Here is a 26,276-nt window from a genome sequence, read left to right as displayed (position 1 = left end):
CCCGACACAAGTAAATAGAGTAATGTCTACAAATTGAATCTGGTCACACTTTATCGTTTGGATTAAGGGCCTCTGTCAACCGTTGTTGCAACGCTTTGCGCATTTCTTCATCCAGTGCCTGACGTTCGCTGTTGGCCAGAATAAATAAATCTTCGACCCGCTCGCCGATGGTGCTGATGCGTGCACCGTGCAGTGAGACACCCAGATCGGCAAAGACTTCGCCGACCCGCGCCAGCAGGCCTGGCTGATCCAGCGCCACCAGTTCCAGGTAGCTGCGACGGTCAGTGTGCGTTGGCAGGAAATTCACTTCGGTATCCACGCTGAAATGCCGCAGTTTGGCCGACGGACGACGGGTACGCGGCGGCACCCAATCTGACTGAGTGATTGCCTGTTCCAGCGCCTGAATGATCATCGGATGGCGATCGGGGGAGAGCGGGCTGCCATCCGGTTCCAGCACAATAAAGGTATCCATTGCCATGCCGTCCCGGCTGGTGAAGATTTGCGCGTCGTGAACGCTGAGGTTACGACGGTCGAGTTCACCGGCCACAGCAGCAAACAGATGAGGCCGATCGGGACTCCAGATAAAAATTTCGGTCCCGCCACGGGTGGCCTGCGGGCTGACCAGCACCAGCGGTTTTTTCAGATCGTGAACCAGCAGGTGGCGGGCATGCCACGCAATCTGATTCGGCGTATGGCGCAGGAAGTAGTCCGCGCGGCAACGATTCCAGATCTGGTGCAGACGCTCTTCATCAATGTTATCCATCCGCAGCAGTGCCAGTGCCTGCAGGCGATGATGACGCACCCGTTCCCGCAAATCCGGACTGTTTTCCATACCGCGTCGTAACTGCTTCTCGGTGGCGAAAAACAGCTCGCGTAACAGGCTCTGCTTCCAGCTGTTCCACAGACTTTCATTGGTGGCGCAGATATCGGCCACGGTCAGACAAACCAGATAGCGCAGCCGGTTCTCATTCTGCATCACCTCAGCAAACTGCTGGATCACCGTCGGATCCTGAATATCGCGACGCTGCGCCGTGACAGACATCAGCAGGTGATGACGAACCAGCCAGGCCACCAGTTGAGTTTCACGCGAGTTAAGGCCATGCATTTCAGCGAACTCAAGCGCATCCTGCGCGCCAAGAATAGAGTGATCGCCGCCGCGCCCTTTGGCAATGTCATGCAGCAGCGCAGCCATCAGTAACAGCTCCTGCTGCGGCAGGCGTGGCCATAACTCGACACACAGTGGATGCTGAGGACGGGTGGCTTCATTGGCGAAGCTTTCCAGCTTCTGCAGGACACGAATAGTATGCTCATCCACGGTGTAGGCATGGAACAGATCAAACTGCATCTGTCCGACGATATGCCCCCACAGCGGTGTATAGGCCCACAGCACGCTATGACGATGCATCGGCACCAGCGCCCGGCTCACCGCGCCGGGATGGCGCAGAATTGACATAAACGTGCGTCGCGCTTCCGGAATCTGACACAGCGGCTGTTTAAGATGTCGACGTGCATGGCGCAGGTGACGCAGGGTGGTGGAGTAGATCCCTTTGATACTGTCGTTACGTACCATCACGTAGAACATACGCAGAATCGCCTGCGGCTCGCGGGTGAACAGCGTTTCGTCGCGCAGGTCGATCAAATCACCCCGCAGCTGGAAATCGTCGTCGATAGGCCTGGGTTTTTCACTGGTGGAGAGCGCCAGAATCGCCTCATCAAACAGCTGCAGCAGCATCTGGTTCAGTTCACCGATACGCCGTGTGACCCGATAGAAATCCTTCATCATGCGTTCGACCGGCTCATTGCCTTCGCCCTGGTAATTCAGGCGCTGCGCCACACTGAGCTGGCGATCGAATAGCAGGCGGTTATCGTAGCGGGGGAGGGAAAGATGCAGGGCAAAGCGGATGCGCCAGAGAAACTCCTGACATTCGTTGAGTTCGCTGCGCTCAGCGTCAGTGAGGAAACCAAAGCCGACCATCTCATCCAGGGTAGTGGCACCAAAATGGCGTCGGGCAACCCACTGCAGCGTATGGATGTCTCGCAGGCCACCGGGACTGCTTTTGATATCGGGCTCGAGGTTATAACTGGTGCCGTGATAACGCTTGTGGCGCTCCTGCTGCTCATCAATTTTGGCGGCGAAAAAGCGGGATGAGGGCCAGAAACCGTCGCTGAAGATATTTTTCTGCAGTTCCAGAAACAGCGCCACATCGCCAGTCAGCATCCGTGATTCGATCAGGTTGGTGGCGACGGTCAGATCAGACAATCCCTCCAGCAGACACTCTTCCAGCGTGCGGACGCTGTGGCCCACTTCCAGTTTAAGATCCCACATCAGCGTTAAGAGATCGCTGGTGCGTTGCGCAGCCTGTTCATCCAGCGGCTGGCGGCTGAGGATCAGAACATCGATATCAGAGAGCGGATGCAGTTCAGCACGGCCATAGCCGCCAACGGCGACCAGCGCGGTAGACGGCATTTCATCAAAGCCAAAGAAGTGCCACAGGCGACGCAGCAGCCGATCAATAAACAGCGTGCGGGCATCGATCAGCGGCTCAACGGGTTCACCGGCATCAAACGCGGCAGCCAGATGTTGCTGAAACAGCTCCAGCCTCGGCTTCAGAATGTCGCGGGTCAGCTGGTCGTCACCCCATTCGGCTGGCGAATCAACCAGACCGTTTTTCACATCTTCCGACAGACTCACGCTCATGCAGTTCTTCTCTTTTTTAGCCAAAAAAAAGCCGGCTCAGCGCCGGCTTGATCTGTTTTGGGGGAATTACCCTTCGGCGACGAGCACAGCGGGCAGCGTGTCGTCTTTGCGCAGGGTTAAAATCTCACAGCCGTTTTCCGTCACCACAATAGTATGCTCATACTGCGCGGACAAGCTGCGATCTTTGGTTTTTACCGTCCAGCCATCTTTCATGGTGCGGATGCGGTAATCCCCGGCATTGACCATCGGTTCTACTGTAAAGGTCATACCCGCCTGTAACACGACGCCGCTATCATCGGCATCGTAATGCAATACCTGAGGCTCTTCGTGGAACCCCTTGCCGATGCCGTGACCGCAATATTCGCGTACGACAGAGAAGTCGTTTGCTTCAACATACTTCTGAATGGCACGACCCAACTCGCGCAGGCGGATGCCGGGCTTAATCAGACGCAGGGAAAGATAGAGGCTCTCCTGCGTGACGCGGCACAGGCGCTCACCCTGAATAGTGGGTTTACCAACAATAAACATCTTTGAGGTATCACCGTGGTACTCATCTTTAATGACGGTGACATCGATATTGACGATATCGCCATCTTTCAGAGGGCGATCGTCACTGGGAATCCCGTGACAAACCACTTCATTCACCGAGATGCAGACTGATTTCGGAAAACCGTGATAGCCAAGGCAGGCAGAGACGGCCTGCTGCTTCTGCGTGATGTGTTCGTGGCAGATACGGTCCAGCTCGCCGGTGGTGACACCCGGTTGAACATGAGGCTCGATCATCTCCAGCACTTCGGCGGCCAGCCGGCCCGCGACGCGCATTTTTTCGATTTCTTCAGGGGTTTTGATTGAAATTGCCATTAAATTAATCCGCAGTTGTCGAAATTTTCGACAATAATAAGGTCTGTGCTGTCATGTTAGCAGCCAGTAAATGGGCTGCCAAATAGAGAACGCGCTGGCGCTTATCAGTGATGATTTATTGGCGTCCCATGGCGGTTTGTGGTATAAAGCGCGCCGACGATTCTCTGTATGGCTGTTTCGGTCAGCAGGAAACGCATAACTCTCATTATGTGTAATAAAACACACATGTATCGACACATACGCCGGGGTGCCTTGAAAGAGGTCGGTCGTATGGGATACATGGAGGCCCAACCCCAATCAAACTTTAGAGGTTTTATCATGGCAACTGTTTCCATGCGCGACATGCTCCAGGCTGGTGTTCACTTCGGTCACCAGACCCGTTACTGGAACCCAAAAATGAAGCCATTCATCTTTGGTGCACGTAACAAGGTTCACATCATCAACCTGGAAAAAACTGTACCTATGTTCAACGAAGCTCTGGCTGAACTGAACAAGATCTCTTCCCGTAAAGGTAAGATCCTGATCGTAGGTACTAAACGCGCTGCTGCCCAGGCAGTAAAAGAGTCTGCACTGAGCTGCGACCAGTTCTTCGTAAACCACCGCTGGTTGGGTGGCATGCTGACTAACTGGAAAACCGTGCGTCAGTCAATCAAGCGTCTGAAAGATCTGGAGATTCAGTCTCAGGATGGCACTTTCGACAAACTGACCAAAAAAGAAGCGCTGATGCGTGCGCGTGAGCTGGCCAAGCTGGAAAACAGCCTGGGCGGTATCAAAGACATGGGCGGTCTGCCAGACGCACTGTTTGTTGTTGATGCTGATCACGAACACATCGCAATCAAAGAAGCAAACAACCTGGGTATCCCGGTATTTGCTATCGTTGATACCAACTCAGATCCAGATGGCGTTGATTTCGTTATCCCAGGTAACGACGATGCGATCCGTGCTGTAAACCTGTACCTGACTGCCGTTGCGACTACCGTTCGCGAAGGCCGCTCTCAGGACCTGGCTGAGCAAGCTGAAGAAGCGTCTTTAGAAAACGCTTAATTAAGGTTTGCTCTGCATAAGAGCCCTTAGCATTCAGATGTGATCTGTAAGGGGCCTATACTGGCCCCTTTATTTTATCTAAGTCTGTCACGCCCCCAACCGGACGGCGGGACAGAGTAAATTTTCCGCAAATAAGTGTCTGCTGGTGCAAACGTACTCAGGCACGAACCGAGGATTCTGGAATGGCTGACATTACCGCTGCATTGGTAAAAGAACTGCGCGAGCGTACTGGCGCTGGCATGATGGATTGCAAAAAAGCGCTGACTGAAGCGAACGGCGACATTGAGCTGGCGATTGAGAACATGCGTAAGTCTGGCGCAATCAAAGCAGCGAAAAAAGCAGGCAACGTTGCTGCTGATGGCGTAATCAAAACCAAGATCGTTGGCGACTACGGCGTGATTCTGGAAGTGAACTGCCAGACTGACTTCGTTGCAAAAGATGGCGGTTTCCAGGCGTTCGCAGACAAAGTTCTGGAAGCGGCTGCCGCTAATCGCGTTACCGACGTTGAAGTTCTGAAAGCGCAGTTCGAAGAAGAGCGCGTTGCACTGGTTGCTAAAATCGGTGAGAACATCAACATCCGTCGCGTTGCAATCCTGGAAGGCGCAGAGCTGGGCAGCTACCTGCACGGCGCACGTATCGGCGTTCTGGTTTCAGCGAAAGGCGCTAACGAAGATCTGATCAAACAGATCGCAATGCACGTTGCAGCAAGCAAACCTGAATTCGTTAAGCCAGAAGACGTTTCTGCTGACGTGGTTGATAAAGAGTACCAGGTTCAGCTGGACATCGCGATGCAGTCTGGCAAGCCAAAAGAGATCGCAGAGAAGATGGTTGAAGGCCGTATGAAGAAATTCACCGGCGAAGTCTCTCTGACAGGTCAGGCTTTCGTTATCGACCCAAGCAAAACCGTTGGCCAGGCTCTGAAAGAGCAGGGCGCTGACGTGATTAACTTCATCCGCTTCGAAGTGGGTGAAGGCATCGAGAAAGTTGAGTCTGACTTCGCTGCAGAAGTTGCAGCAATGTCCAAACAGTCTTAATGCTTTGAAAGAACCGCCATCCGGCGGTTCTTTTTTGTCTGTGAATCGCAACAGACACGTTTTCAGTTTCATCCCAATAGCATTTTCTTTGCGGTAAGCGGATGATCGATCAGAATTTACTTCTCCTTTACACCCAATCTTCCAGGAAGAACTGACCATGGCGACCAACGCAAAACCTGTTTATCAACGTATCCTGCTTAAACTCAGCGGCGAAGCTCTGCAAGGCGCTGAAGGTTTTGGTATCGACGCGAGTGTGCTTGACCGCATGGCACAAGAGGTAAAAGAGCTGGTTGAACTGGGCATCCAGGTTGGCGTAGTGATTGGCGGAGGGAACCTGTTCCGTGGCGCAAGCCTGCAGCAGGCAGGGATGAACCGCGTCGTGGGTGACCACATGGGTATGCTGGCAACCGTGATGAACGGCCTGGCGATGCGTGATGCACTGCACCGCGCCTATGTGAACGCACGCCTGATGTCAGCGATTCCACTGAATGGCGTCTGCGACAACTACAGCTGGGCAGAAGCGATCAGCCTGCTGCGTAACAACCGCGTGGTGATTTTCTCCGCCGGTACCGGTAACCCGTTCTTTACCACCGACTCTGCGGCGTGTTTGCGCGGCATTGAGATTGAAGCGGACGTGGTGCTGAAAGCGACCAAAGTTGACGGCGTCTACTCTGCCGACCCGGTGAAAAGCCCGGACGCAACGCTTTATGAGCAACTGAGCTATGCTGAAGTACTGGATAAAGAGCTGAAAGTGATGGATCTGGCGGCCTTTACCCTGGCGCGTGACCACAAATTGCCTATCCGTGTTTTCAACATGAATAAACCTGGCGCACTGCGTCGTGTAGTGATGGGTGAAAAAGAAGGGACTCTGATTACGCATTAATACCCGAGGCGAGATAAAATAAGGTATATTCTGTCAGCGCGATGAGAATGCATCGCGCACCAGTCAGGATTATCGATGATTATCGATCCCGCTTCCGGTTATGCCGGAACTGGCCAGGTCAAACCGAATCCAAGGGTTTCAACGTGATTAACGACATCAAAAAAGATGCTGACACGCGCATGGAAAAATGCGTTGAAGCATTCAAAACTACCATCAGCAAAGTGCGCACCGGTCGTGCTTCACCTTCGCTGCTTGACGGCATCGTCGTCGAATATTACGGCACGCCGACGCCACTGCGTCAGCTGGCTTCTGTCACTGTGGAAGATTCACGCACGCTGAAAATCAACGTGTTTGACCGTTCACTGAGTCCGGCAGTCGAAAAAGCGATCATGAAGTCTGATCTCGGTCTGAACCCAAGTTCAGCCGGTACCGACATCCGTGTTCCGCTGCCTGCCCTGACAGAAGAGCGTCGTAAAGATCTGATTAAAATCGTGCGCGGCGAAGCCGAGCAGGGCCGTGTGTCGGTACGTAACGTCCGTCGCGATGCCAACGATAAAATCAAAGCGCTGCTGAAAGATAAAGAGATCAGCGAAGACGACGAACGTCGTGCGCAGGATGAAGTGCAAAAAATGACCGATGCGTACATCAAGAAAGTTGATGCCGCACTGTCTGAAAAAGAGTCGGAGCTGATGGATTTCTAATCCCATCACTGCCGGACAAAACGCCGTACAGAGAGGTATTCGTATGAATGCGACATCTGGCGGCGTTTTACATTGTGCCTGAGGGCACGCTGACTTCACACGGATAGCCTCATGAAGCGATTAACTCTGCTGGGATCCACCGGCTCGATCGGCACCAGTACGCTGGCAGTGGTTCGCGCCAACCCGGCGCTTTATCAGATTACTGCGCTGGTCGCTGGCCACAATGTGGCGCTGATGGCCGAACAGTGCGCGGCTTTTACGCCGCGCTACGCCTGCATGGCAGATGAGGCATCCGCCGCTGCGCTGCGTGAGCGACTGAGAGCAATCAGGATCGATACTGAAGTGCTCTCCGGCGTTCAGGCAGCCTGTGAGCTGGCTGCGCTGGATGACGTGGATCAGGTGATGGCGGCAATTGTCGGCGCATCCGGTTTGCTGCCGACGCTGGCAGCCATTCGCGCCGGAAAAACGGTGCTGCTGGCCAACAAAGAATCGCTTGTCACCTGCGGCCGTTTGTTTATGGAGGCGGTGCGTCATCATAACGCGCAGTTACTACCAGTCGACAGTGAGCATAACGCCATTTTTCAGAGTTTACCGGCTACCATCCAGCATCAGTTAGGTTACGCTGACCTGCGGGATAATGGCATTGAGTCGATTATCCTTACGGGATCGGGTGGTCCTTTTCGTGACACAGATTTAGCTGATCTTAGCGCCATGTCGCCGGATCAGGCCTGTGCACATCCGAACTGGTCGATGGGGAGAAAAATCTCTGTTGATTCGGCCACCATGATGAATAAAGGTCTTGAGTACATTGAAGCCCGTTGGTTGTTTAATGCCAGCGCAGCGCAGATGGAAGTGATACTTCACCCACAGTCGGTGATTCACTCCATGGTGCGATACTGCGATGGCAGCGTGCTGGCTCAGTTAGGTTCTCCCGATATGCGTACGCCTATTGCCCACAGCATGGCCTGGCCATCGCGCATCAATGCAGGTGTGACGCCGCTGGATTTTACCCGCATGTCGGCGCTCTCTTTTGCAGAACCTGACTTTAGTCGCTATCCCTGTCTGAAACTGGCCATTGATGCCTGTGAGGCAGGGCAGGCGGCGACCACCACGCTAAATGCTGCCAATGAGGTTGCCGTCGCGGCTTTCCTGAATCACCAGATCCGCTTCACCGACATTGCCGCGCTTAATAGCGCAGTGATGGCGGCACAAGTGTGTCCGGAGCCGGATTCGGTGGACGCTGTCCTTGACATCGATCGCACTGCGCGCGCGCTGGCAACAGAAATGTTGCCGCGCTTCACGTCGTGAAACCGATCGTTATGAGGCCATTTGTTCGCTTCAGGTGAAAATGGTATAGTCGCTGGCTCGCGTTTCACGGTCTGTCACCGAATTCGGTGTAGCCCGGCACTAAGCGTGTGCCGGGATTTGAATCGGGCGCAATGTATTCAGAAAACACAGCATTTCTGATGAAAGGAATTGGTTAAGCGTTATGTCGTCTAACAATCACAACAACACTGATGACCAGCAGGGAAACGGTCCGCGCCACGTCGCTATCATCATGGATGGCAATGGTCGCTGGGCCAAAAATCAGGGAAAATTGCGTATTTCAGGCCACAAAGCCGGTGTTAAATCGGTGCGTCGTGCCGTCAGCTTTGCGGTCAATAACAATCTTGAAGCCCTGACGCTTTATGCCTTCAGTAGTGAAAACTGGAGCCGTCCTGCGCAGGAAGTCACCGCGTTAATGGAACTGTTTGTCTGGGCACTCGACAGTGAAGTAAAGAGCCTGCATAAACACAACGTTCGCTTACGTGTCATTGGCGATACCAGCCGTTTCAGCCCCCGCATTCAGGAACGTATTCGTCGTTCTGAGACCCTGACTGCAAATAATACCCGTCTGACGCTCAACATTGCTGCCAACTATGGCGGCCGTTGGGATATTATCGAAGGCGTGAAAAAACTGGCTGAACAGGTTCAGGAAGGATTACTGCGACCTGACCAGATTACCGAAGAGAGCCTGACGTCGCAGCTCTGCATGCAGGAGCTGGCGCCAGTGGATTTAGTGATAAGGACCGGGGGAGAGCATCGGATTAGCAACTTCCTGCTGTGGCAGATTGCCTATGCTGAATTCTATTTTACCGATGTGCTCTGGCCGGATTTCGATGAACACGTTTTTGAAGGTGCACTGAATGCATTCTCTCTGCGGGAGCGTCGTTTTGGCGGCGCTGCACCAGGCGGCGCCTGAGCAATCTGGGGGTAACCTTTGCTGAAGTCTCGTCTTATTACCGCGTTGATATTAATTCCGCTGGTAATAGCTGCACTATTCTGGTTACCGCCTGTTGGCTTCGCCCTGACAACGATTGTTATCTGCATGCTGGCAGCCTGGGAATGGGGTCAGTTTGCAGGCATGGCATCACGGCAACAGCGTGTCTGGCTGGCTGTACTTTGTGGTCTGTTGCTGGCGCTGATGCAGTTTACGCTGCCACCTTATCAACACACGGTGCATCTGCCACAGATTGCGACATCGCTTTGGGCGTCGCTGGTGTGGTGGGTCGCGGCACTGCTGCTGGTGCTTACCTACCCCGCTTCCGCGGCCTTCTGGCGTCATTCGCGTCCACTTCGCTTACTGTTTGGCGTATTAACGCTGGTGCCCTTTTTCTGGGGCATGGTGGCGCTGCGCCAGTATCACTATGAAACCGACCACTTCGCCGGAGCCTGGTGGCTGCTGTTTGTGCTGCTGCTGGTGTGGGGAGCGGATTCCGGTGCTTATATGTTTGGCAAGATGTTCGGCAAGCACAAGCTGGCGCCGAAAGTCTCACCAGGCAAAACCTGGGAAGGCTTCCTGGGCGGCCTGGTTTCATCGGCGCTGATTGCGCTGCTGTTTGCCACGCTGGCGCCGCTGACGGTCTCCACCGGTACGCTGGTGATTTGCGCGGTTATCGCGACACTGGCCTCTGTTCTGGGTGACCTCACCGAGAGTATGTTTAAACGTGAAGCGGGCATTAAAGACAGTGGTAATCTGATTCCCGGTCATGGCGGCATGCTTGATCGTATTGATAGTCTGACTGCGGCGGTGCCGGTGTTTGCCTGTTTATTGCTGCTGGTGTTCCGCACCCTTTAAGGACAGGCAAAGATGTTGAGCATAATCTGGAGTTTCTTCGCCTTTATCGTTGCGCTGGGCGTGTTGATTACCGTGCATGAGTTTGGCCACTTCTGGGTCGCTCGTCGCTGTGGTGTCAAAGTTGAGCGCTTTTCCATTGGATTTGGTAAGGCGCTCTGGCAGCGCCGTGACCGCCACGGCACCGAATTTGTCATCGCGCTGATCCCGCTCGGCGGCTACGTTAAAATGCTCGACGAACGTGTCGAAAGCGTGCCCGCCGAGTTGCGTCATCAGGCTTTTAATAACAAAGCCGTCTGGCAACGCGCCTCCATTATTGCGGCAGGGCCTGTCGCTAACTTTATCTTTGCCATCTTTGCCTACTGGGTTGTGTTTATTCACGGCGTACCAGGTGTACGCCCGGTAATCGGTGAAATTTTAAACGGTTCGGTCGCTGCAGAAGCGCAAATTACGCCCGGCATGGAACTTAAGGCTGTTGACGGTATCGAAACGCCTGACTGGGATGCTGTGCGTATGGCGCTGGTGGGTAAAATCGGCGATAGCAGCACCACGTTAACCGTGGCCCGATTTGGCGAAGATGCAACCCAGCAGAAGCAGCTGGATTTGCGTAACTGGCAGTTTGAGCCTGATAAGCAGGATCCGGTCGTTGCATTAGGGATTCAGCCACGCGGTCCGCAAATTGAGACCACACTGGCAGAAGTGCAGGCGAACTCGCCAGCGAGTGAAGCCGGTTTGCAAGCAGGCGACAGGATCGTTAAAGTCGATGGTCAGCCATTATCGCAGTGGCAGACTTTTGTCACGCAGGTCCGGGATAATCCCGGTAAAAGCATGGCGCTTGAAGTGGATCGCGGCGGTGAATCAATTGCGCTGACGATGACGCCAGAAGCGAAAAATGGCAGTAAGGCGGGCTTTGCGGGAGTGATTCCGCGTATCGTCCCGCTGCCAGAAGAGTACAAGACGGTAAGGCAGTATGGCGCATTTGCGGCAATCGGTGAGGCCAGTGTAAAAACCTGGCAATTGATGAAGCTCACTGTTTCCATGCTGGGCAAGTTAATAACCGGTGATGTGAAGCTGAACAACCTGAGCGGGCCAATTTCGATTGCGCAGGGTGCAGGATTGTCAGCTGAGTACGGGTTGATTTACTACCTGATGTTCCTGGCGTTGATTAGCGTCAACCTGGGCATCATCAACCTGTTCCCTTTGCCGGTTTTAGATGGTGGGCACTTGCTCTTCCTTGCGATCGAAAAGATCAAAGGTGGACCGGTGTCCGAGCGAGTTCAGGACTTTAGTTATCGCATCGGTTCGATTTTACTGGTGCTGTTAATGGGGCTTGCACTTTTCAATGATTTCTCACGTTTGTAACCGCTGGAACGCGAACATTCGAGGGATGTGTTAGGAAAACGCATAACAACGATGGCGATGAAAAAGTTGCTCATAGCGTCGCTGCTGTTTAGCAGCGCCACCGTTTACGGTGCAGACGATTTCGTGGTGAAGGATATTCATTTCGAAGGGCTGCAGCGAGTCGCCGTCGGCGCGGCTCTGCTGAGCATGCCAGTACGGGTTGGCGATACGGTGAATGACGATGATGTCAGAAATACCATTCGCTCGCTGTTCGCTACTGGCAACTTTGAGGATGTTCAGGTCCTGCGAGACGGTACAACGCTGATTGTCCAGGTCAAAGAACGTCCTACCATTGCCAGCATTACCTTCACCGGTAACAAAGCGGTGAAAGAGGATCAGCTCAAACAAAATCTGGAAGCCTCAGGTGTGCGTGTCGGCGAAGCGCTGGACCGCACCACTATCTCTTCTATTGAGAAAGGCCTTGAGGATTTCTACTACAGCGTCGGTAAATATACTGCCAACGTGAAAGCGGTGGTGACACCCCTGCCGCGTAACCGTGTCGATCTGAAGCTGGTCTTTACCGAAGGTGTCTCTGCCAAAATTCAGCAGATCAACATCGTCGGTAATAAAGCCTTTAGCTCTGATGAACTGATCTCCCGTTTCCAGCTGCGTGATGAAGTGCCGTGGTGGAACGTGGTCGGCGATCGTAAATACCAGAAGCAGAAACTGGCAGGTGACCTTGAGACTCTGCGCAGCTTCTATCTGGATCGCGGCTATGCACGCTTCAATATCGATTCGACGCAGGTCAGCCTGACGCCAGATAAAAAAGGCATCTACATCACGGTGAACATCACCGAGGGTGACCAGTACAAAATTGCTGGCGTAATCGTCAATGGCAGCATGGCGGGTCACTCCGCAGAAATTGAACATCTGACCAAAATTCCGGCAGGCGAGCTCTATAACGGCGCCAAAGTCACGAAAATGGAAGATGACATCAAGAAACTGCTGGGCCGCTACGGCTATGCCTATCCGCGTGTAGTCACACAGCCAGAAATCAACGACGCCGACAAAACCGTGAAACTGCACATCAACGTGGATGCGGGTAACCGTTACTACGTGCGTAATGTTCGTTTCGAAGGTAATGACACGTCAAAAGACTCGGTGTTACGTCGCGAAATGCGTCAGATGGAAGGCGCATGGCTGGGCAGCGATCTGGTTGAACAGGGTAAAGAGCGTCTGAACCGCACCGGTTACTTTGAAACCGTGGATGTGGATACCCAGCGTGTACCAGGCTCGCCTGACCAGGTTGACGTGGTCTACAAAGTTAAAGAGCGTAACACCGGTACTTTCAACTTCGGCGTCGGTTACGGCACTGAAAGTGGTGTGAGTTTCCAGGTTGGCGTAACGCAGGATAACTGGCTGGGCACCGGTAATACCGTGGGCATCAGCGGGACCAAAAACGATTACCAGACCTATGCTGAATTCTCGCTTACTGACCCTTACTTCACCGTTGACGGTGTGAGTCTGGGTGGTCGTCTGTTCTACAACGACTTCAAAGCAGACAATGCTGACCTTTCTGACTATACCAACAAGAGTTATGGTCTGGATGGCACACTTGGCTTCCCGGTTAACGAAAACAACACCCTGCGTGTCGGTCTGGGCTATGTCCACAATGACCTGTCAAACATGCAGCCGCAGGTTGCGATGTGGCGTTACCTTGACTCGGTTGGTAAGCCGCAGCAGCTTAATGACAAAGGCGAATTCTCAGCAGATGACTTCACCTTTAACTACGGCTGGACTTACAACACCCTGGACCGCGGATTCTTCCCGACATCCGGTAACCGCACTAACCTGAATGGTAAAGTGACGATTCCTGGTTCAGATAACAGCTTCTATAAGGCCACGCTGGATAGTCAGCAGTATGTGCCGATTAACCAGGATCGTACCTGGGTGCTGTTGGGACGTGGTCGTATCGGCTATGGCGATGGACTCGGCGGCAAAGAGATGCCGTTCTACGAGAACTTCTATGCCGGTGGTTCAAGCACGGTTCGCGGCTTCCAGTCCAACACCATTGGACCGAAAGCAGCCTACTTTAATAACAACTCGTCGAACTGCCGAATTGCCGATCCAAATGGCGTTTGTAAGTCTGACGATGCGGTGGGCGGTAACGCCATGGCGATCGCCAGCCTTGAGCTGATCACGCCAACGCCGTTCCTGAGCGAGAAGTATGCTAACTCGGTGCGTACCTCGGTGTTCGTCGATGCCGGTACCGCGTGGGATACCCATTGGGAAAATACAGCGGAAACGCGTGCGGCAGGCATTCCTGACTACAGCGATCCAAACAACATTCGTGTATCAAGCGGTGTTGCGTTGCAGTGGATGTCACCGCTTGGCCCGCTGGTGTTCTCTTACGCCCAGCCGTTCAAGAAAGTCGATGGAGACAAGTCAGAGCAGTTCCAGTTTAACATTGGTAAAACCTGGTAATGTTCTGAGCAAGGATGCATAGCTGAAGTATTGCTGCCGGGCAGCACCTGTTGCTGTTCCGGCGCAAACACTGTGTCGCTGACACAAACGTTGATGGTAAGGAGTTTATAGTGAAAAAGTTGTTGTGTGCCGCAGGTCTGGGTCTTGCTTTAGCGGTTTCCGCTGGTGTTCAGGCTGCTGACAAAATTGCAGTGGTAAACGTGTCCAGCATTTTCCAACAGTTACCGCAACGTGCGACTGTTGCTAAACAGCTGGAAAACGAGTTCAAAGGCCGTGCAACTGAGTTGCAGAGCCAGGAGCGCGATCTGCAAACTAAAATGCAGCGTCTGCAGCGTGACGGTTCTACCATGAAGGCAAGCGAACGCAGCCGCATGGAAAAAGATGTCATGTCTCAGCGTGAAGCGTTCTCTTCAAAAGCACAGGCTTTTGAGCAGGATAACCGTCGTCGTCAGATGGAAGAGCGTAACAAGCTGCTGAGCCGTATTCAGGATGCCGTTAAGAAAGTCGCTGACAGCGATGGTTACGACGTCGTGATCGACGCCAACGCGGTGGCTTATGCATCAAACGCAAAAGACATCACAGCTGACGTGCTGAAACAGGTTAAATAATTCATGTCATCTATTCGACTGGCTGATTTAGCCCAGCAGTTGGATGCAGAATTGCACGGAGATGGCGATATCGTCATCTCCGGCATTGCTTCTATGCAATCCGCCACAACTGGCCAAATCACTTTTCTTGCAAACAGCCGTTACCGCGAGCAACTCGCCCTGATTAAGGCCTCAGCCGTGGTGCTGACGGAAGCGGATCTGGAGTGGTGTAATACCGCAGCGCTGGTAGTGAAAAATCCCTACCTGACTTATGCGCGTATGGCACAAATACTCGATACCACGCCACAGCCGGCGCAAAATATCGCCCCCAGCGCGGTAATTGACCCCTCAGCCCGACTCGGCAACAATGTCGCCATTGGCGCCAATGCAGTGATCGAAGCGGATGTTGAGCTGGGTGACAACGTAGTTATTGGTGCGGGATGTTTTGTTGGCAAAAAAACCCGTATTGGCAGTGGCACCCGTCTCTGGGCCAACGTCTCTGTTTATCACGAGATCGAAATTGGCCAGGATTGTCTGATTCAGTCAGGTACCGTCATCGGTTCTGATGGTTTCGGCTATGCCAACGATCGCGGTAACTGGGTGAAAATCCCGCAGTTAGGCGCGGTAATTATCGGCGATCGCGTCGAAATAGGGGCCTGCACCACCATCGATCGCGGTGCGCTTGATAACACTCTGATCGGCAATGGTGTTATCATAGACAACCAGTGCCAGATCGCTCACAACGTAGTTATTGGCGACAATACTGCGGTTGCAGGCGGTGTGATCATGGCGGGTAGTCTGAAGATTGGACGTTACTGTATGATTGGCGGTGCCAGCGTCATTAACGGCCATATGGAAATCTGTGACAAAGTAACGGTGACCGGTATGGGTATGGTCATGCGTCCTATCACAGAGCCAGGCGTTTATTCGTCAGGCATTCCGCTGCAACCCAACAAAACCTGGCGTAAAACTGCAGCGCTGGTGATGAACATCGATGATATGAGCAAACGCTTAAAAGCCATCGAGCGCAAGGTCGGCAAAGACGACTAACCGCCATCCCAAAACTGACCGGCTTTCATAATAAAAATGTTAAGCAGGGAAGCCCGGCGCCACAGTACCTATTTGCGGCCTGCGGAAGATCATTTTGATCTGTGCAGGCCGTGTTATTGATGTCATCAGATTTTTAGGACAGGAAGAGTATTTTGACTACTGAAACTCATACTCTGAAAATTGAAGAGATTTTAGAGCTGCTGCCGCATCGCTATCCGTTTCTGCTGGTAGACCGTGTGCTGGAATTTGAAGAGCACAAATACCTGCGTGCAGTGAAGAACGTTTCTGTTAATGAACCGTTTTTCCAGGGGCACTTCCCTGGTAAACCGATTTTTCCTGGCGTTCTGATCCTGGAAGCGATGGCGCAGGCCACCGGTATTCTGGCGTTTAAAAGCGTAGGTAAACTGGAGCCAGGCGAACTCTATTACTTTGCCGGTATCGACAGTGCCCGCTTTAAGCGTCCTGTGGTACCAGGCGATCAAATGATCATGGAAGTCACTTTCGAGAAAACCCGCCGTGGTCTGACCCGCTTTAAAGGCGTGGCGACTGTTGACGGTAAAATCGTTTGTGAAGCGACCATGATGTGTGCCCGCAGCCGGGAGGCATAATTCGTGATTGATCCAACCGCCACTATCCATCCCAGTTCTGTCATCGAAGAGGGCGCTATCATTGGCGCCCGTGTTCACATTGGCCCGTTTTGCTTTATCGGCGCGAATGTTGAGATTGGTGAAGGAACAGTACTGAAGTCACACGTTGTGGTGAATGGCCACACGCGTATCGGTAAAGATAATCAGATCTACCAGTTTGCCTCAATTGGCGAAGTGAATCAGGATCTGAAATATGCCGGTGAGCCAACACGGGTTGAGATCGGTGATCGCAACCGTATTCGTGAAAGCGTGACGATTCATCGCGGCACCACGCAGGGTGGCCATGTCACCACAGTGGGCAGCGATAATCTGCTGATGGTCAATGTCCACATTGCGCATGACTGCGTGATTGGTAACCGCTGTATCTTCGCGAACAATGCCACCCTGGGTGGTCACGTGACGGTCGATGATTTCGCCATTATTGGCGGCATGACAGCGGTACATCAGTGGTGCATCATCGGTGCACACGTGATGGTTGGTGGCTGTTCCGGCGTGGCGCAGGATGTTCCGCCTTACGTTATTGCGCAGGGTAACCATGCGACGCCGTTCGGTATCAATATTGAGGGTCTTAAGCGTCGTGGCTTCAGCAAAGAGTCGTTGCATGCGATTCGCAACGCTTACAAGCTGCTCTATCGCAGTGGCAGAACGCTGGAAGAAGTGAAGCCGGAGATCGAAGCCATTGCGCAACAGCACAGCGAAGTGCAGCCTTTCTACGACTTCTTTACCCGTTCAACCCGTGGATTAATTCGTTAATCCATGTCAGCGCGTCCTTTAACGATTGCCCTGGTCGCCGGAGAAACCTCCGGCGATATTCTTGGTGCAGGTCTGATTCGTGCCCTGAAAGTGCGCCATCCTGATGCACGCTTTGTCGGTGTGGCGGGCCCACTGATGCAGGCTGAAGGGTGTGAAGCCTGGTATGAGATGGAAGAGTTAGCGGTAATGGGCATTGTCGAGGTGCTGGGTCGCCTGCGACGCCTGCTGACAATCCGCCGCGATCTCACCCGACGTTTTAGCGAGCTCAGACCCGACGTTTTTGTCGGTATTGATGCGCCCGATTTTAATATCACGCTGGAAGGCAATCTCAAACGTACGGGCATCCGTACGATCCACTATGTCAGTCCTTCGGTGTGGGCATGGCGGCAAAAGCGCGTGTTTAAGATCGGCCGAAATACCGATCTGGTGCTGGCCTTCCTGCCGTTTGAAAAAGCCTTCTACGATCGTTATAACGTTCCCTGCCGCTTTATCGGTCACACCATGGCGGATGCCATGCCGCTGCAACCTGATAAGCAGGCTGCGCGCCGTCATCTCGGCATTGCGGACGATGCGCTCTGTCTGGCACTGCTGCCGGGCAGTCGTGGTGCGGAAGTGGAAATGCTCAGTGCTGACTTCCTGAAAACAGCCCAATTATTGCGTCGTCACTATCCGGCGCTGGAAATCGTGGTGCCGCTGGTTAACGCCCGTCGCCGTGAACAGTTTGAGAAGATTAAAGCTGACGTTGCGCCTGAACTGCCGATGCATCTGCTGGATGGACAGGGTCGTGAGGCGATGATTGCAAGCGATGCCGCACTTCTGGCATCCGGGACTGCCGCACTGGAGTGCATGCTGGCAAAATGCCCGATGGTCGTCGGTTATCGCATGAAACCGGCCACTTACTGGCTGGCGAAACGGCTGGTGAAAACCCCTTACGTCTCGCTGCCAAACCTGCTGGCAGGGCGTGAGCTGGTCAAAGAGTTACTGCAGGATGCGTGTCAGCCCGACGCCCTGGCTGCAGCGTTAGATCCGCTGTTGCATGCCGGGCCTGAGCGCGAAACTTTGCTGCAGACGTTTCATGAATTACATCAACAGATCCGCTGGAACGCCGATGAGCAGGCAGCGGATGCAGTACTGGAGCTGGTGAATGCCTGATTTTATCTATCCTGTCGCCAGACTGATTGCCGGTGTGGACGAAGTGGGGCGCGGTCCGCTGGTTGGCGCGGTGGTCACTGCTGCGGTGATCCTCGATCCGGCAAATCCGATTACCGGCCTGGCGGACTCGAAGAAACTGTCGGAAAAACTCCGCCTGGCGTTGTACGACGAAATCAAAGAGAAGGCGCTGGCATGGAGTCTGGGACGCGCAGAACCTGAAGAGATCGATCAGCTCAACATTCTGCACGCTACCATGCTGGCGATGCAGCGTGCGGTAGCTGGCCTGAGTATCCAGCCCGACTATGTGCTGATTGATGGTAACCGTTGCCCGGCATTGCCTATGCCTTCACAGGCCGTCGTCAAAGGGGATAGCCTGGTTGCCGAAATCAGTGCAGCATCGATCATCGCCAAAGTCTCGCGGGATCGTGAGATGGCCGAACTGGATCTGCTGTTCCCGCAGTATGGTTTTGCACAACACAAAGGCTATCCAACGGCGCTGCATATGGAAAAGCTGACACAATATGGCGCCACGCCGCACCACCGTCGTAGTTTTGCGCCCGTACGTAATGCGCTGCTCGATGCTGAAGTACTGGCTGCCCGCCAGACCCTTACGCTTTAATAGCCTGACGCTGTTTTAACCGGAAACTGATATGGCTGAACCCCGTTTTATACATCTGCGTGTCCACAGTGACTATTCGATGGTTGATGGCCTGGCAAAAACCGGGCCGCTAATCAAGAAAGCGGCTGCCCTTGGCATGCCGGCGATAGCGATTACCGACTTCACTAACCTCTGTGGCCTGGTGAAATTCTACGGTGGCGCGCACAGCGCAGGGATAAAGCCGGTCATTGGTGCCGATTTCAACGTGGCCAGTGAGCTGATGGGGGATGAGCTGACACAGCTTACCGTACTGGCGTCCAGTAATACCGGATACCAGAACCTGACGCTGCTGATCTCCCGCGCCTATCAGCGCGGTTATGGCGTGGACGGACCCATTATCGATCGCGACTGGCTGATCGAATTGCAGGAAGGATTAATACTGTTGTCGGGTGGGCGACGCGGCGATGTAGGTCGTAGCCTGCTGCGCGGTAACAATGCGCTGGTGTCGCAGTGCCTGTCGTTTTACCAGCAACATTTCCCCGATCGCTACTACCTGGAGCTGATCCGTACTGGCCGACAGGACGAAGAGAGCTATCTGCATGCAGCCGTTGAACTTGCGATTGCAGAGGGAATACCGGTCGTTGCCACCAATGAAGTCTGCTTTATCAATGCAGAAGATTTCGATGCGCACGAAATTCGCGTTGCCATTCATGAAGGCTATACGCTGGATGATCCCAAGCGTCCGCGCAACTACAGTCCTCAGCAATATATGCGCAGCGAAGAGGAGATGTGCGAGCTGTTCTCGGACATCCCGGAAGCGCTGGAGAACAGCGTAGAGATTGCTAAGCGTTGTAACGTGACGGTGCGACTGGGCGAATATTTCCTGCCACAGTTCCCGACCGGTGATATGACTACCGAAGATTATCTGGTGGTGAAATCCCGCGAGGGGCTGGAAGAGCGCCTGGCGTTCCTGTTCCCGGACGAAGCTGAGCGCGCAGAAAAACGTCCGGAATATGATGAGCGTCTGGAGATTGAGCTCACCGTTATTAACCAGATGGGATTCCCCGGCTACTTCCTGATCGTGATGGAGTTCATCCAGTGGTCCAAGGATAACGGCGTGCCGGTGGGCCCAGGTCGTGGCTCCGGTGCCGGTTCGCTGGTGGCCTATGCGCTGAAAATCACCGATATCGATCCGCTGGAATTTGACCTGCTGTTCGAACGTTTCCTGAACCCGGAACGCGTCTCGATGCCCGACTTCGACGTCGATTTCTGCATGGAGAAGCGCGATCAGGTCATCGAACACGTCGCTGATATGTACGGACGTGAAGCGGTTTCCCAGATTATCACCTTCGGTACCATGGCGGCGAAAGCGGTTATCCGCGATGTGGGCCGCGTGCTGGGTCATCCTTACGGCTTTGTTGATCGCATTTCAAAACTGATCCCGCCCGATCCCGGCATGACGCTGGAAAAAGCCTTTATTGCTGAACCGCAGCTTCCTGCGATGTATGACGCAGATGAAGAGGTGAAGGCGCTGATCGATATGGCGCGTAAGCTGGAAGGGGTCACGCGAAACGCCGGTAAACATGCGGGTGGCGTGGTCATTGCGCCAACGAAAATCACGGATTTCGCGCCGCTTTACTGCGATGAACACGGGCAGTTCCCGGTCACTCAGTTCGATAAAAATGATGTGGAATATGCCGGCCTGGTGAAGTTCGACTTCCTGGGTCTGCGTACGCTGACCATCATCGACTGGGCGCTGAAGATGATCAACCCGCGCCGGGAGAAGCAGGGGCTGGAGCCGATCGATATCGCCTCAATCCCGCTGGATGATAAGAAAAGCTTCGATATGCTGCAGCGCTCGGAAACCACAGCGGTATTCCAGCTTGAATCGCGCGGCATGAAAGATCTGATTAAGCGTCTGAAGCCCGACTGCTTCGAAGATATGATCGCACTGGTGGCGCTGTTCCGTCCTGGCCCACTGCAGTCCGGCATGGTAGATAACTTTATTGACCGTAAGCATGGCCGTGAAGCGATCTCTTATCCCGACATTCAGTGGCAGCACGAAAGCCTGAAGCCGGTGCTGGAACCGACTTACGGCATCATCCTCTATCAGGAACAGGTGATGCAGATCGCCCAGGTTCTCTCCGGTTACACCCTGGGCGGCGCAGATATGCTGCGACGCGCCATGGGTAAAAAGAAACCCGAGGAGATGGCCAAACAGCGCTCCATATTCCGCGATGGTGCCGAAAGCATGGGCATCGACGGCGAACTGTCGATGAAGATCTTCGATCTGGTAGAAAAATTTGCAGGTTATGGCTTTAACAAGTCACACTCTGCGGCTTACGCACTGGTCTCCTATCAGACCCTGTGGCTGAAAGCGCACTATCCGGCCGAGTTCATGGCGGCGGTGATGACCGCCGATATGGATAACACCGAGAAAGTGGTGGGCCTGGTTGATGAGTGCTGGCGGATGGGGCTGAAAGTCCTGCCGCCCGATATTAACTCGGGTCTCTATCCCTTCCATGTTAATGACGCGGGCGAGATTGTTTATGGTATCGGCGCGATCAAAGGCGTGGGTGAAGGCCCGATTGAAGCGATTATCGACGCCCGTAATGAAGGTGGCTATTTCCGCGAACTGTTTGATCTCTGTGCCCGTACTGACACTAAAAAGATCAACCGTCGGGTGATGGAAAAACTGATTATGTCCGGGGCTTTCGATCGCCTTGGACCGCACCGCGCCGCCCTGATGAGTTCACTCAGTGACGCGTTAAAAGCCGCCGATCAACACGCGAAAGCGGAGGCGATTGGCCAGGCAGATATGTTTGGCGTGCTGGCGGAGGAGCCGGAGCAGGTTGAGAAATCGTACGCCAGCGTCACGCCGTGGCCTGAGCAGGTGCAGCTGGATGGTGAGCGGGAAACGCTGGGGCTATATCTTACCGGCCACCCGATTAATCAGTATCTGAAAGAAATTGAGCGTTATGTTGGCGGGGTGCGTCTGAAAGATATGCATCCTACCGATCGGGGTAAAATTACTGTGGCGGCTGGTCTGGTGATCGCCGCGCGGGTAATGGTCACCAAGCGCGGCAACCGAATTGGTATCTGTACTCTGGACGATCGCTCCGGTCGTCTTGAGGTGATGTTATTTACCGATGCGTTAGATAAATACCAGCAGTTGCTGGAGAAAGACCGAATCCTGATCGTCAGCGGACAGGTCAGCTTTGATGACTTCAGTGGCGGGCTTAAAATGACCGCGCGTGAAGTCATGGACATCGACGAAGCTCGCGAAAAATACGCGCGCGGACTTGCTATCTCGCTGACGGACAGGCAAATTGATGACCAGCTATTAAACCGGCTCCGTCAGTCCCTGGAACCTCATCGTTCAGGGACTATTCCGGTGAATCTCTACTATCAGAGAGCCGACGCGCGAGCGAAGCTGCGCTTTGGTGCAGCGTGGCGAATTTCGCCCAGCGATCGTTTACTTAACGATCTGCGCTCGTTGATTGGATCGGAGCAGGTGGAACTGGAGTTTGACTAGAACAGGAACATTATGAGTCTTAATTACCTGGATTTTGAACAGCCAATTGCAGAACTGGAAGCGAAGATCGATTCGCTGACTTCAATTGGTCGTCAGGATGATAAACACGTTAATCTGGATGAAGAAGTTCAGCGTCTGCGTGAGAAAAGTGTTGAGCTGACCCGTAAAATCTTCGCTGATTTGGGCGCATGGCAGATTGCTCAACTGGCGCGTCATCCGTTACGTCCTTACACCTTTGACTATGTTCGCAACGCCTTCGACGATTTCGATGAGCTGGCGGGCGACCGTGCTTATGCGGATGACAAAGCGATTGTGGGCGGGATTGCGCGTCTTGATGGACGTCCGGTGATGATCATCGGGCATCAGAAAGGCCGTGAAACCAAAGAGAAGATTCGCCGTAACTTCGGCATGCCAGCACCGGAAGGCTATCGCAAAGCGCTGCGCCTGATGGAGATGGCTGAGCGTTTCAAAATGCCAATCATCACCTTCATCGACACACCGGGTGCGTATCCTGGCGTGGGCGCGGAAGAGCGTGGGCAGTCTGAAGCGATCGCCCGCAACCTGCGTGAAATGTCTGGCCTGAAAGTACCGGTTATCTGTACGGTTATCGGTGAGGGCGGTTCTGGCGGTGCGCTGGCGATTGGCGTGGGCGATAAAGTGAATATGCTTCAGTACAGCACCTATTCAGTGATCTCGCCGGAAGGCTGTGCCTCCATTCTGTGGAAAAGCGCTGACAAAGCGCCGCTGGCTGCTGAAGCGATGGGCATTACCGCTCACCGTCTGAAAGAGCTGAAGCTGATTGACTCAGTGATCCCTGAGCCGCTGGGTGGTGCACATCGCCGTCCGGTTGATATGGCGCAGTCTCTGAAGCAACAGCTGCTGGCTGATCTGGCCGATCTCGATGGATTAAGCACTGAAGAGCTGCTGGATCGTCGTTATCAGCGCCTGATGAGCTACGGCTACGCCTGATTCAGGCTCAGCCAATCAGGAAGCGGACTTCGGTCCGCTTTTTTTATGCCATGGGTTTAACGCGGTACGCTGCCTGATGCCTTTCAGCCTCATCTGATCGTCCCCTTGCTACACCTTCCCCTGGTTAGCGGTTATGCTTGTCCGGTTGCACAACAATCACGGAGATGGGCATTGAATATTCTGGCGATCATGGGCGCGCACGGCGTGTTTTATAAAGATGAACCGTTACGCGAACTCGACGCGGCGTTAAATCTGCAAGGCTTCCAGCTGCTTTACCCAAAAAACAGTGACGATCTGCTGAAACTGATCGAACACAATCCGCGTATCAGCGGCGTCATCTTCGACTGGGACGCGCACAACAGCCCGGAACTGTGCGGTGAGATTAATCAGCTCAACGAATACCTGCCACTGTATGCCTTTATCAACACCCACTCTCAGATGGACATCAGCATCAATGAGATGCGCATGCCACTGCACTTTTTTGAATATGCGCTGAATGCCGCCGACGATATTGCATTGCATATCCGGCAGTATACCGATGACTATCTCGACCACATTACGCCACCACTGACTAAAGCGCTGTTCACCTATGTGAAAGAGGGCAAGTACACCTTCTGCACGCCGGGCCATATGGCGGGTACCGCGTTTCAGAAGAGCCCGGTAGGCTGCCTGTTTTATGATTTCTTCGGGGCCAATACCCTGAAGTCAGATATCTCAATTTCCGTTACCGAGCTGGGTTCGCTGCTGGATCACACCGGTCCACATCTTGAAGCGGAAGAGTATATCGCACGCACTTTTGGTGCCGAACAGAGTTACATGGTGACCAACGGCACCTCAACGTCGAACAAAATTGTCGGCATGTATGCGGCACCGTCGGGCAGCACCGTGCTGATCGATCGCAACTGCCACAAGTCACTGACGCATCTGCTGATGATGAGCGATCTGATCCCCATCTGGCTGAAGCCGACCCGCAATGCACTGGGGATTCTTGGCGGGATTCCAAAGCATGAATTCACCCGCGAGAGCATTACGCAGAAAGTCGCGACGACCGATCGCGCCACGTGGCCGGTTCATGCGGTAATCACCAACTCCACTTACGATGGGCTGCTCTATAACACCCAGTACATTAAAGAGACGCTGGATGTGCCGTCGATTCACTTCGATTCAGCCTGGGTGCCTTACACCAATTTCCATCCGATTTATGCCGGGAAAAGTGGTATGAGTGGCGAGCGCACCCCGGGCAAAGTGGTGTATGAAACGCAATCGACCCATAAACTGCTGGCGGCGTTTTCGCAGGCATCCATGATTCACATTAAAGGCGACTACGACGAACAGACGTTTAACGAAGCCTATATGATGCACACCACCACGTCGCCCAATTACGCCATCGTCTCCTCTATTGAAACTGCTGCTGCAATGCTGCGTGGTAATCCCGGCAAGCGGCTGATCAATCGCTCGGTTGAGCGTGCGCTGCACTTTCGTCGTGAGGTTCAGCGCCTGCGTGAAGAGTCCGACAGCTGGTTTTTCGATATCTGGCAGCCGGAACAGGTCGACGAAGCGCAATGCTGGGCGATCCAGCCCGGCGACGAGGATTGGCACGGATTTACGCAGGCCGATCGCGATCATATGTACCTCGATCCGATCAAAGTCACTATCCTGACGCCAGGAATGAGCGAGCTGGGAGAGATGGCAGACGAGGGGATCCCGGCAGCGCTGGTGGCGAAGTTTCTTGATGAGCGCGGCATCGTGGTGGAGAAAACCGGCCCCTACAACCTGCTGTTCCTTTTCAGTATTGGCATCGACAAAACCAAAGCGATGAGCGTGCTGCGCGGTCTGACTGAGTTCAAACGCGCCTACGATCTCAATCTGCGGGTAAAGAACATGCTGCCGGATCTCTACGCTGAAGATCCCGACTTCTATCGCAATATGCGCATTCAGACGCTGGCGCAGGGGATTCATCAACTGATCCGTCATCATGACCTGCCGCGACTGATGCTGCAGGCATTTGATGTCCTGCCCGAAATGAAGATGACGCCGCATCAGGCGTTTCAGCAACAGGTGAAGGGCAACATCGAAACGGTGGATCTCAGCGAACTGGTCGGGCGGGTGTCGGCCAACATGATTCTGCCTTATCCACCAGGCGTGCCACTGGTGATGCCAGGAGAGATGATTACGGAGAAGAGCCGTGCCGTGCTCGATTTCCTGCTGATGCTGTGCAGTATCGGCCGGCATTATCCGGGCTTCGAGACCGATATTCACGGTGCCAGTCTGACGGAAGAGGGCGAGTATCGCGTCCGCGTGCTGAAAAACGATCCGGCATAAATCTTTAAACGACTAATAGCGGCAGGGTGTCTGGGGACAGCCTGCCCGAATCAGGATATTCAACATGTTGCAGTTAACCGCTATTCACCACATCGCCATCATCGCTTCCGACTATCAGCGCAGCAAAGCGTTCTATTGTGACGTGCTGGGCTTTCGTCTCATGGGCGAATATTACCGTGAAGCGCGCGACTCCTGGAAAGGCGACCTGGCCCTGGAGGATCGCTACACTATTGAGCTGTTCTCTTTTCCTGAGCCGCCGGCGCGCGTCAGTCATCCCGAAGCGTGTGGCCTGCGTCATCTGGCCTTTACCGTGCCGGATGTGGCCGCCGCTGTCGCAACGCTGGCCAGTAAAGGCGTAATCTGCGAGCCGATTCGCATCGATGAACTGACGGGTAAACAGTGTACGTTCTTTGCCGATCCGGATGGTTTGCCGCTGGAGCTTTATCAGGCGTAAAATAGCGCGCTCAGCGGGCGACATTCAGTGGCCCGACTTTCTGGATCC

General features: G+C 53.8%; 21 protein-coding genes. 19 read left to right on the top strand and 2 right to left on the bottom strand.

Going from position 1 to position 26,276, the window contains the following annotated elements; translation table 11 throughout:
- Window positions 1–43: 43 nt before the first annotated feature.
- Both glnD and map read right to left on the bottom strand, forming a co-directional pair.
- Window positions 44–2,698 carry a bifunctional uridylyltransferase/uridylyl-removing protein GlnD gene (gene glnD / locus KTJ90_RS15555; protein ID WP_499025326.1) on the bottom strand — a complete coding sequence of 885 codons (2,655 nt, stop codon included), beginning with the start codon at window positions 2,696–2,698 and terminating at the stop codon, window positions 44–46.
- Between the two features lie 66 nt (window positions 2,699–2,764).
- Entirely contained in the window at window positions 2,765–3,559 is a 795-nt protein-coding gene (map, locus tag KTJ90_RS15550; protein WP_008925635.1) for a type I methionyl aminopeptidase, read from the bottom strand.
- Between the two features lie 318 nt (window positions 3,560–3,877).
- Between map and rpsB the strand changes: the two genes are divergently transcribed.
- From rpsB to KTJ90_RS15455, 19 genes are all read left to right on the top strand, one after another.
- Complete coding sequence (gene rpsB, locus KTJ90_RS15545) at window positions 3,878–4,603, top strand: 30S ribosomal protein S2 (RefSeq protein WP_008925636.1); 726 nt, start codon at window positions 3,878–3,880, stop codon at window positions 4,601–4,603.
- A gap of 182 nt (window positions 4,604–4,785) precedes the next feature.
- A complete protein-coding gene (gene tsf, locus KTJ90_RS15540; RefSeq protein ID WP_008925637.1) occupies window positions 4,786–5,637 on the top strand; it encodes a translation elongation factor Ts in 852 nt (283 codons plus the stop codon).
- Between the two features lie 157 nt (window positions 5,638–5,794).
- The gene (gene pyrH / locus KTJ90_RS15535) at window positions 5,795–6,520 is read left to right on the top strand and encodes a UMP kinase (protein ID WP_003852654.1); all 726 of its coding nucleotides are present in this window, start codon (window positions 5,795–5,797) and stop codon (window positions 6,518–6,520) included.
- A 143-nt stretch (window positions 6,521–6,663) separates the two neighbouring features.
- Window positions 6,664–7,221: a ribosome recycling factor gene (gene frr, locus KTJ90_RS15530; RefSeq protein WP_003852653.1), complete on the top strand. Its 558-nt coding sequence runs from the start codon at window positions 6,664–6,666 to the stop codon at window positions 7,219–7,221.
- Window positions 7,222–7,332: 111 nt separating this feature from the next.
- Entirely contained in the window at window positions 7,333–8,529 is a 1,197-nt protein-coding gene (gene ispC, locus KTJ90_RS15525) for a 1-deoxy-D-xylulose-5-phosphate reductoisomerase (protein ID WP_008925638.1), read from the top strand.
- Window positions 8,530–8,710: 181 nt separating this feature from the next.
- Complete coding sequence (gene ispU / locus KTJ90_RS15520) at window positions 8,711–9,463, top strand: (2E,6E)-farnesyl-diphosphate-specific ditrans,polycis-undecaprenyl-diphosphate synthase (protein WP_003852651.1); 753 nt, start codon at window positions 8,711–8,713, stop codon at window positions 9,461–9,463.
- Window positions 9,464–9,481: 18 nt separating this feature from the next.
- Window positions 9,482–10,339, top strand: coding sequence for a phosphatidate cytidylyltransferase (gene cdsA, locus KTJ90_RS15515; protein ID WP_033743116.1), 858 nt, complete (start codon window positions 9,482–9,484; stop codon window positions 10,337–10,339).
- Between the two features lie 12 nt (window positions 10,340–10,351).
- Entirely contained in the window at window positions 10,352–11,698 is a 1,347-nt protein-coding gene (rseP, locus tag KTJ90_RS15510) for a sigma E protease regulator RseP (protein ID WP_003852647.1), read from the top strand.
- A 51-nt stretch (window positions 11,699–11,749) separates the two neighbouring features.
- A complete protein-coding gene (gene bamA / locus KTJ90_RS15505; protein ID WP_003852645.1) occupies window positions 11,750–14,161 on the top strand; it encodes an outer membrane protein assembly factor BamA in 2,412 nt (803 codons plus the stop codon).
- Between the two features lie 110 nt (window positions 14,162–14,271).
- Window positions 14,272–14,769: a molecular chaperone Skp gene (skp, locus tag KTJ90_RS15500; RefSeq protein WP_003852644.1), complete on the top strand. Its 498-nt coding sequence runs from the start codon at window positions 14,272–14,274 to the stop codon at window positions 14,767–14,769.
- A gap of 3 nt (window positions 14,770–14,772) precedes the next feature.
- Window positions 14,773–15,798 carry a UDP-3-O-(3-hydroxymyristoyl)glucosamine N-acyltransferase gene (gene lpxD, locus KTJ90_RS15495; protein ID WP_008925640.1) on the top strand — a complete coding sequence of 342 codons (1,026 nt, stop codon included), beginning with the start codon at window positions 14,773–14,775 and terminating at the stop codon, window positions 15,796–15,798.
- 152 nt (window positions 15,799–15,950) lie between these two features.
- Window positions 15,951–16,406, top strand: coding sequence for a 3-hydroxyacyl-ACP dehydratase FabZ (gene fabZ / locus KTJ90_RS15490; RefSeq protein ID WP_003852639.1), 456 nt, complete (start codon window positions 15,951–15,953; stop codon window positions 16,404–16,406).
- Between the two features lie 3 nt (window positions 16,407–16,409).
- Window positions 16,410–17,198: an acyl-ACP--UDP-N-acetylglucosamine O-acyltransferase gene (gene lpxA, locus KTJ90_RS15485; RefSeq protein WP_003852636.1), complete on the top strand. Its 789-nt coding sequence runs from the start codon at window positions 16,410–16,412 to the stop codon at window positions 17,196–17,198.
- A 3-nt stretch (window positions 17,199–17,201) separates the two neighbouring features.
- Window positions 17,202–18,350, top strand: a complete 1,149-nt coding sequence (lpxB, locus tag KTJ90_RS15480) for a lipid-A-disaccharide synthase (protein WP_003852634.1) — start codon at window positions 17,202–17,204, stop codon at window positions 18,348–18,350.
- A complete protein-coding gene (rnhB, locus tag KTJ90_RS15475; RefSeq protein ID WP_485525787.1) occupies window positions 18,343–18,969 on the top strand; it encodes a ribonuclease HII in 627 nt (208 codons plus the stop codon). Before lpxB ends, rnhB begins: the two co-directional genes overlap by 8 nt.
- A gap of 31 nt (window positions 18,970–19,000) precedes the next feature.
- Window positions 19,001–22,483, top strand: coding sequence for a DNA polymerase III subunit alpha (gene dnaE / locus KTJ90_RS15470; RefSeq protein ID WP_499025313.1), 3,483 nt, complete (start codon window positions 19,001–19,003; stop codon window positions 22,481–22,483).
- A gap of 12 nt (window positions 22,484–22,495) precedes the next feature.
- Entirely contained in the window at window positions 22,496–23,452 is a 957-nt protein-coding gene (gene accA / locus KTJ90_RS15465; protein WP_003852630.1) for an acetyl-CoA carboxylase carboxyl transferase subunit alpha, read from the top strand.
- Between the two features lie 171 nt (window positions 23,453–23,623).
- Complete coding sequence (locus tag KTJ90_RS15460) at window positions 23,624–25,774, top strand: lysine decarboxylase LdcC (protein ID WP_008925642.1); 2,151 nt, start codon at window positions 23,624–23,626, stop codon at window positions 25,772–25,774.
- Between the two features lie 64 nt (window positions 25,775–25,838).
- On the top strand, window positions 25,839–26,228 hold the full coding sequence (locus tag KTJ90_RS15455) for a VOC family protein (RefSeq protein WP_003852628.1): 390 nt from the start codon (window positions 25,839–25,841) through the stop codon (window positions 26,226–26,228).
- Window positions 26,229–26,276 lie beyond the last annotated feature (48 nt).

Source organism: Pantoea jilinensis (assembly GCF_019104105.1).
GTDB lineage: Bacteria > Pseudomonadota > Gammaproteobacteria > Enterobacterales > Enterobacteriaceae > Pantoea > Pantoea eucalypti.
The sequence above is the reverse complement of the archived record's forward strand: the minus strand, read 5'-3'. Positions and strand labels throughout refer to the sequence as shown.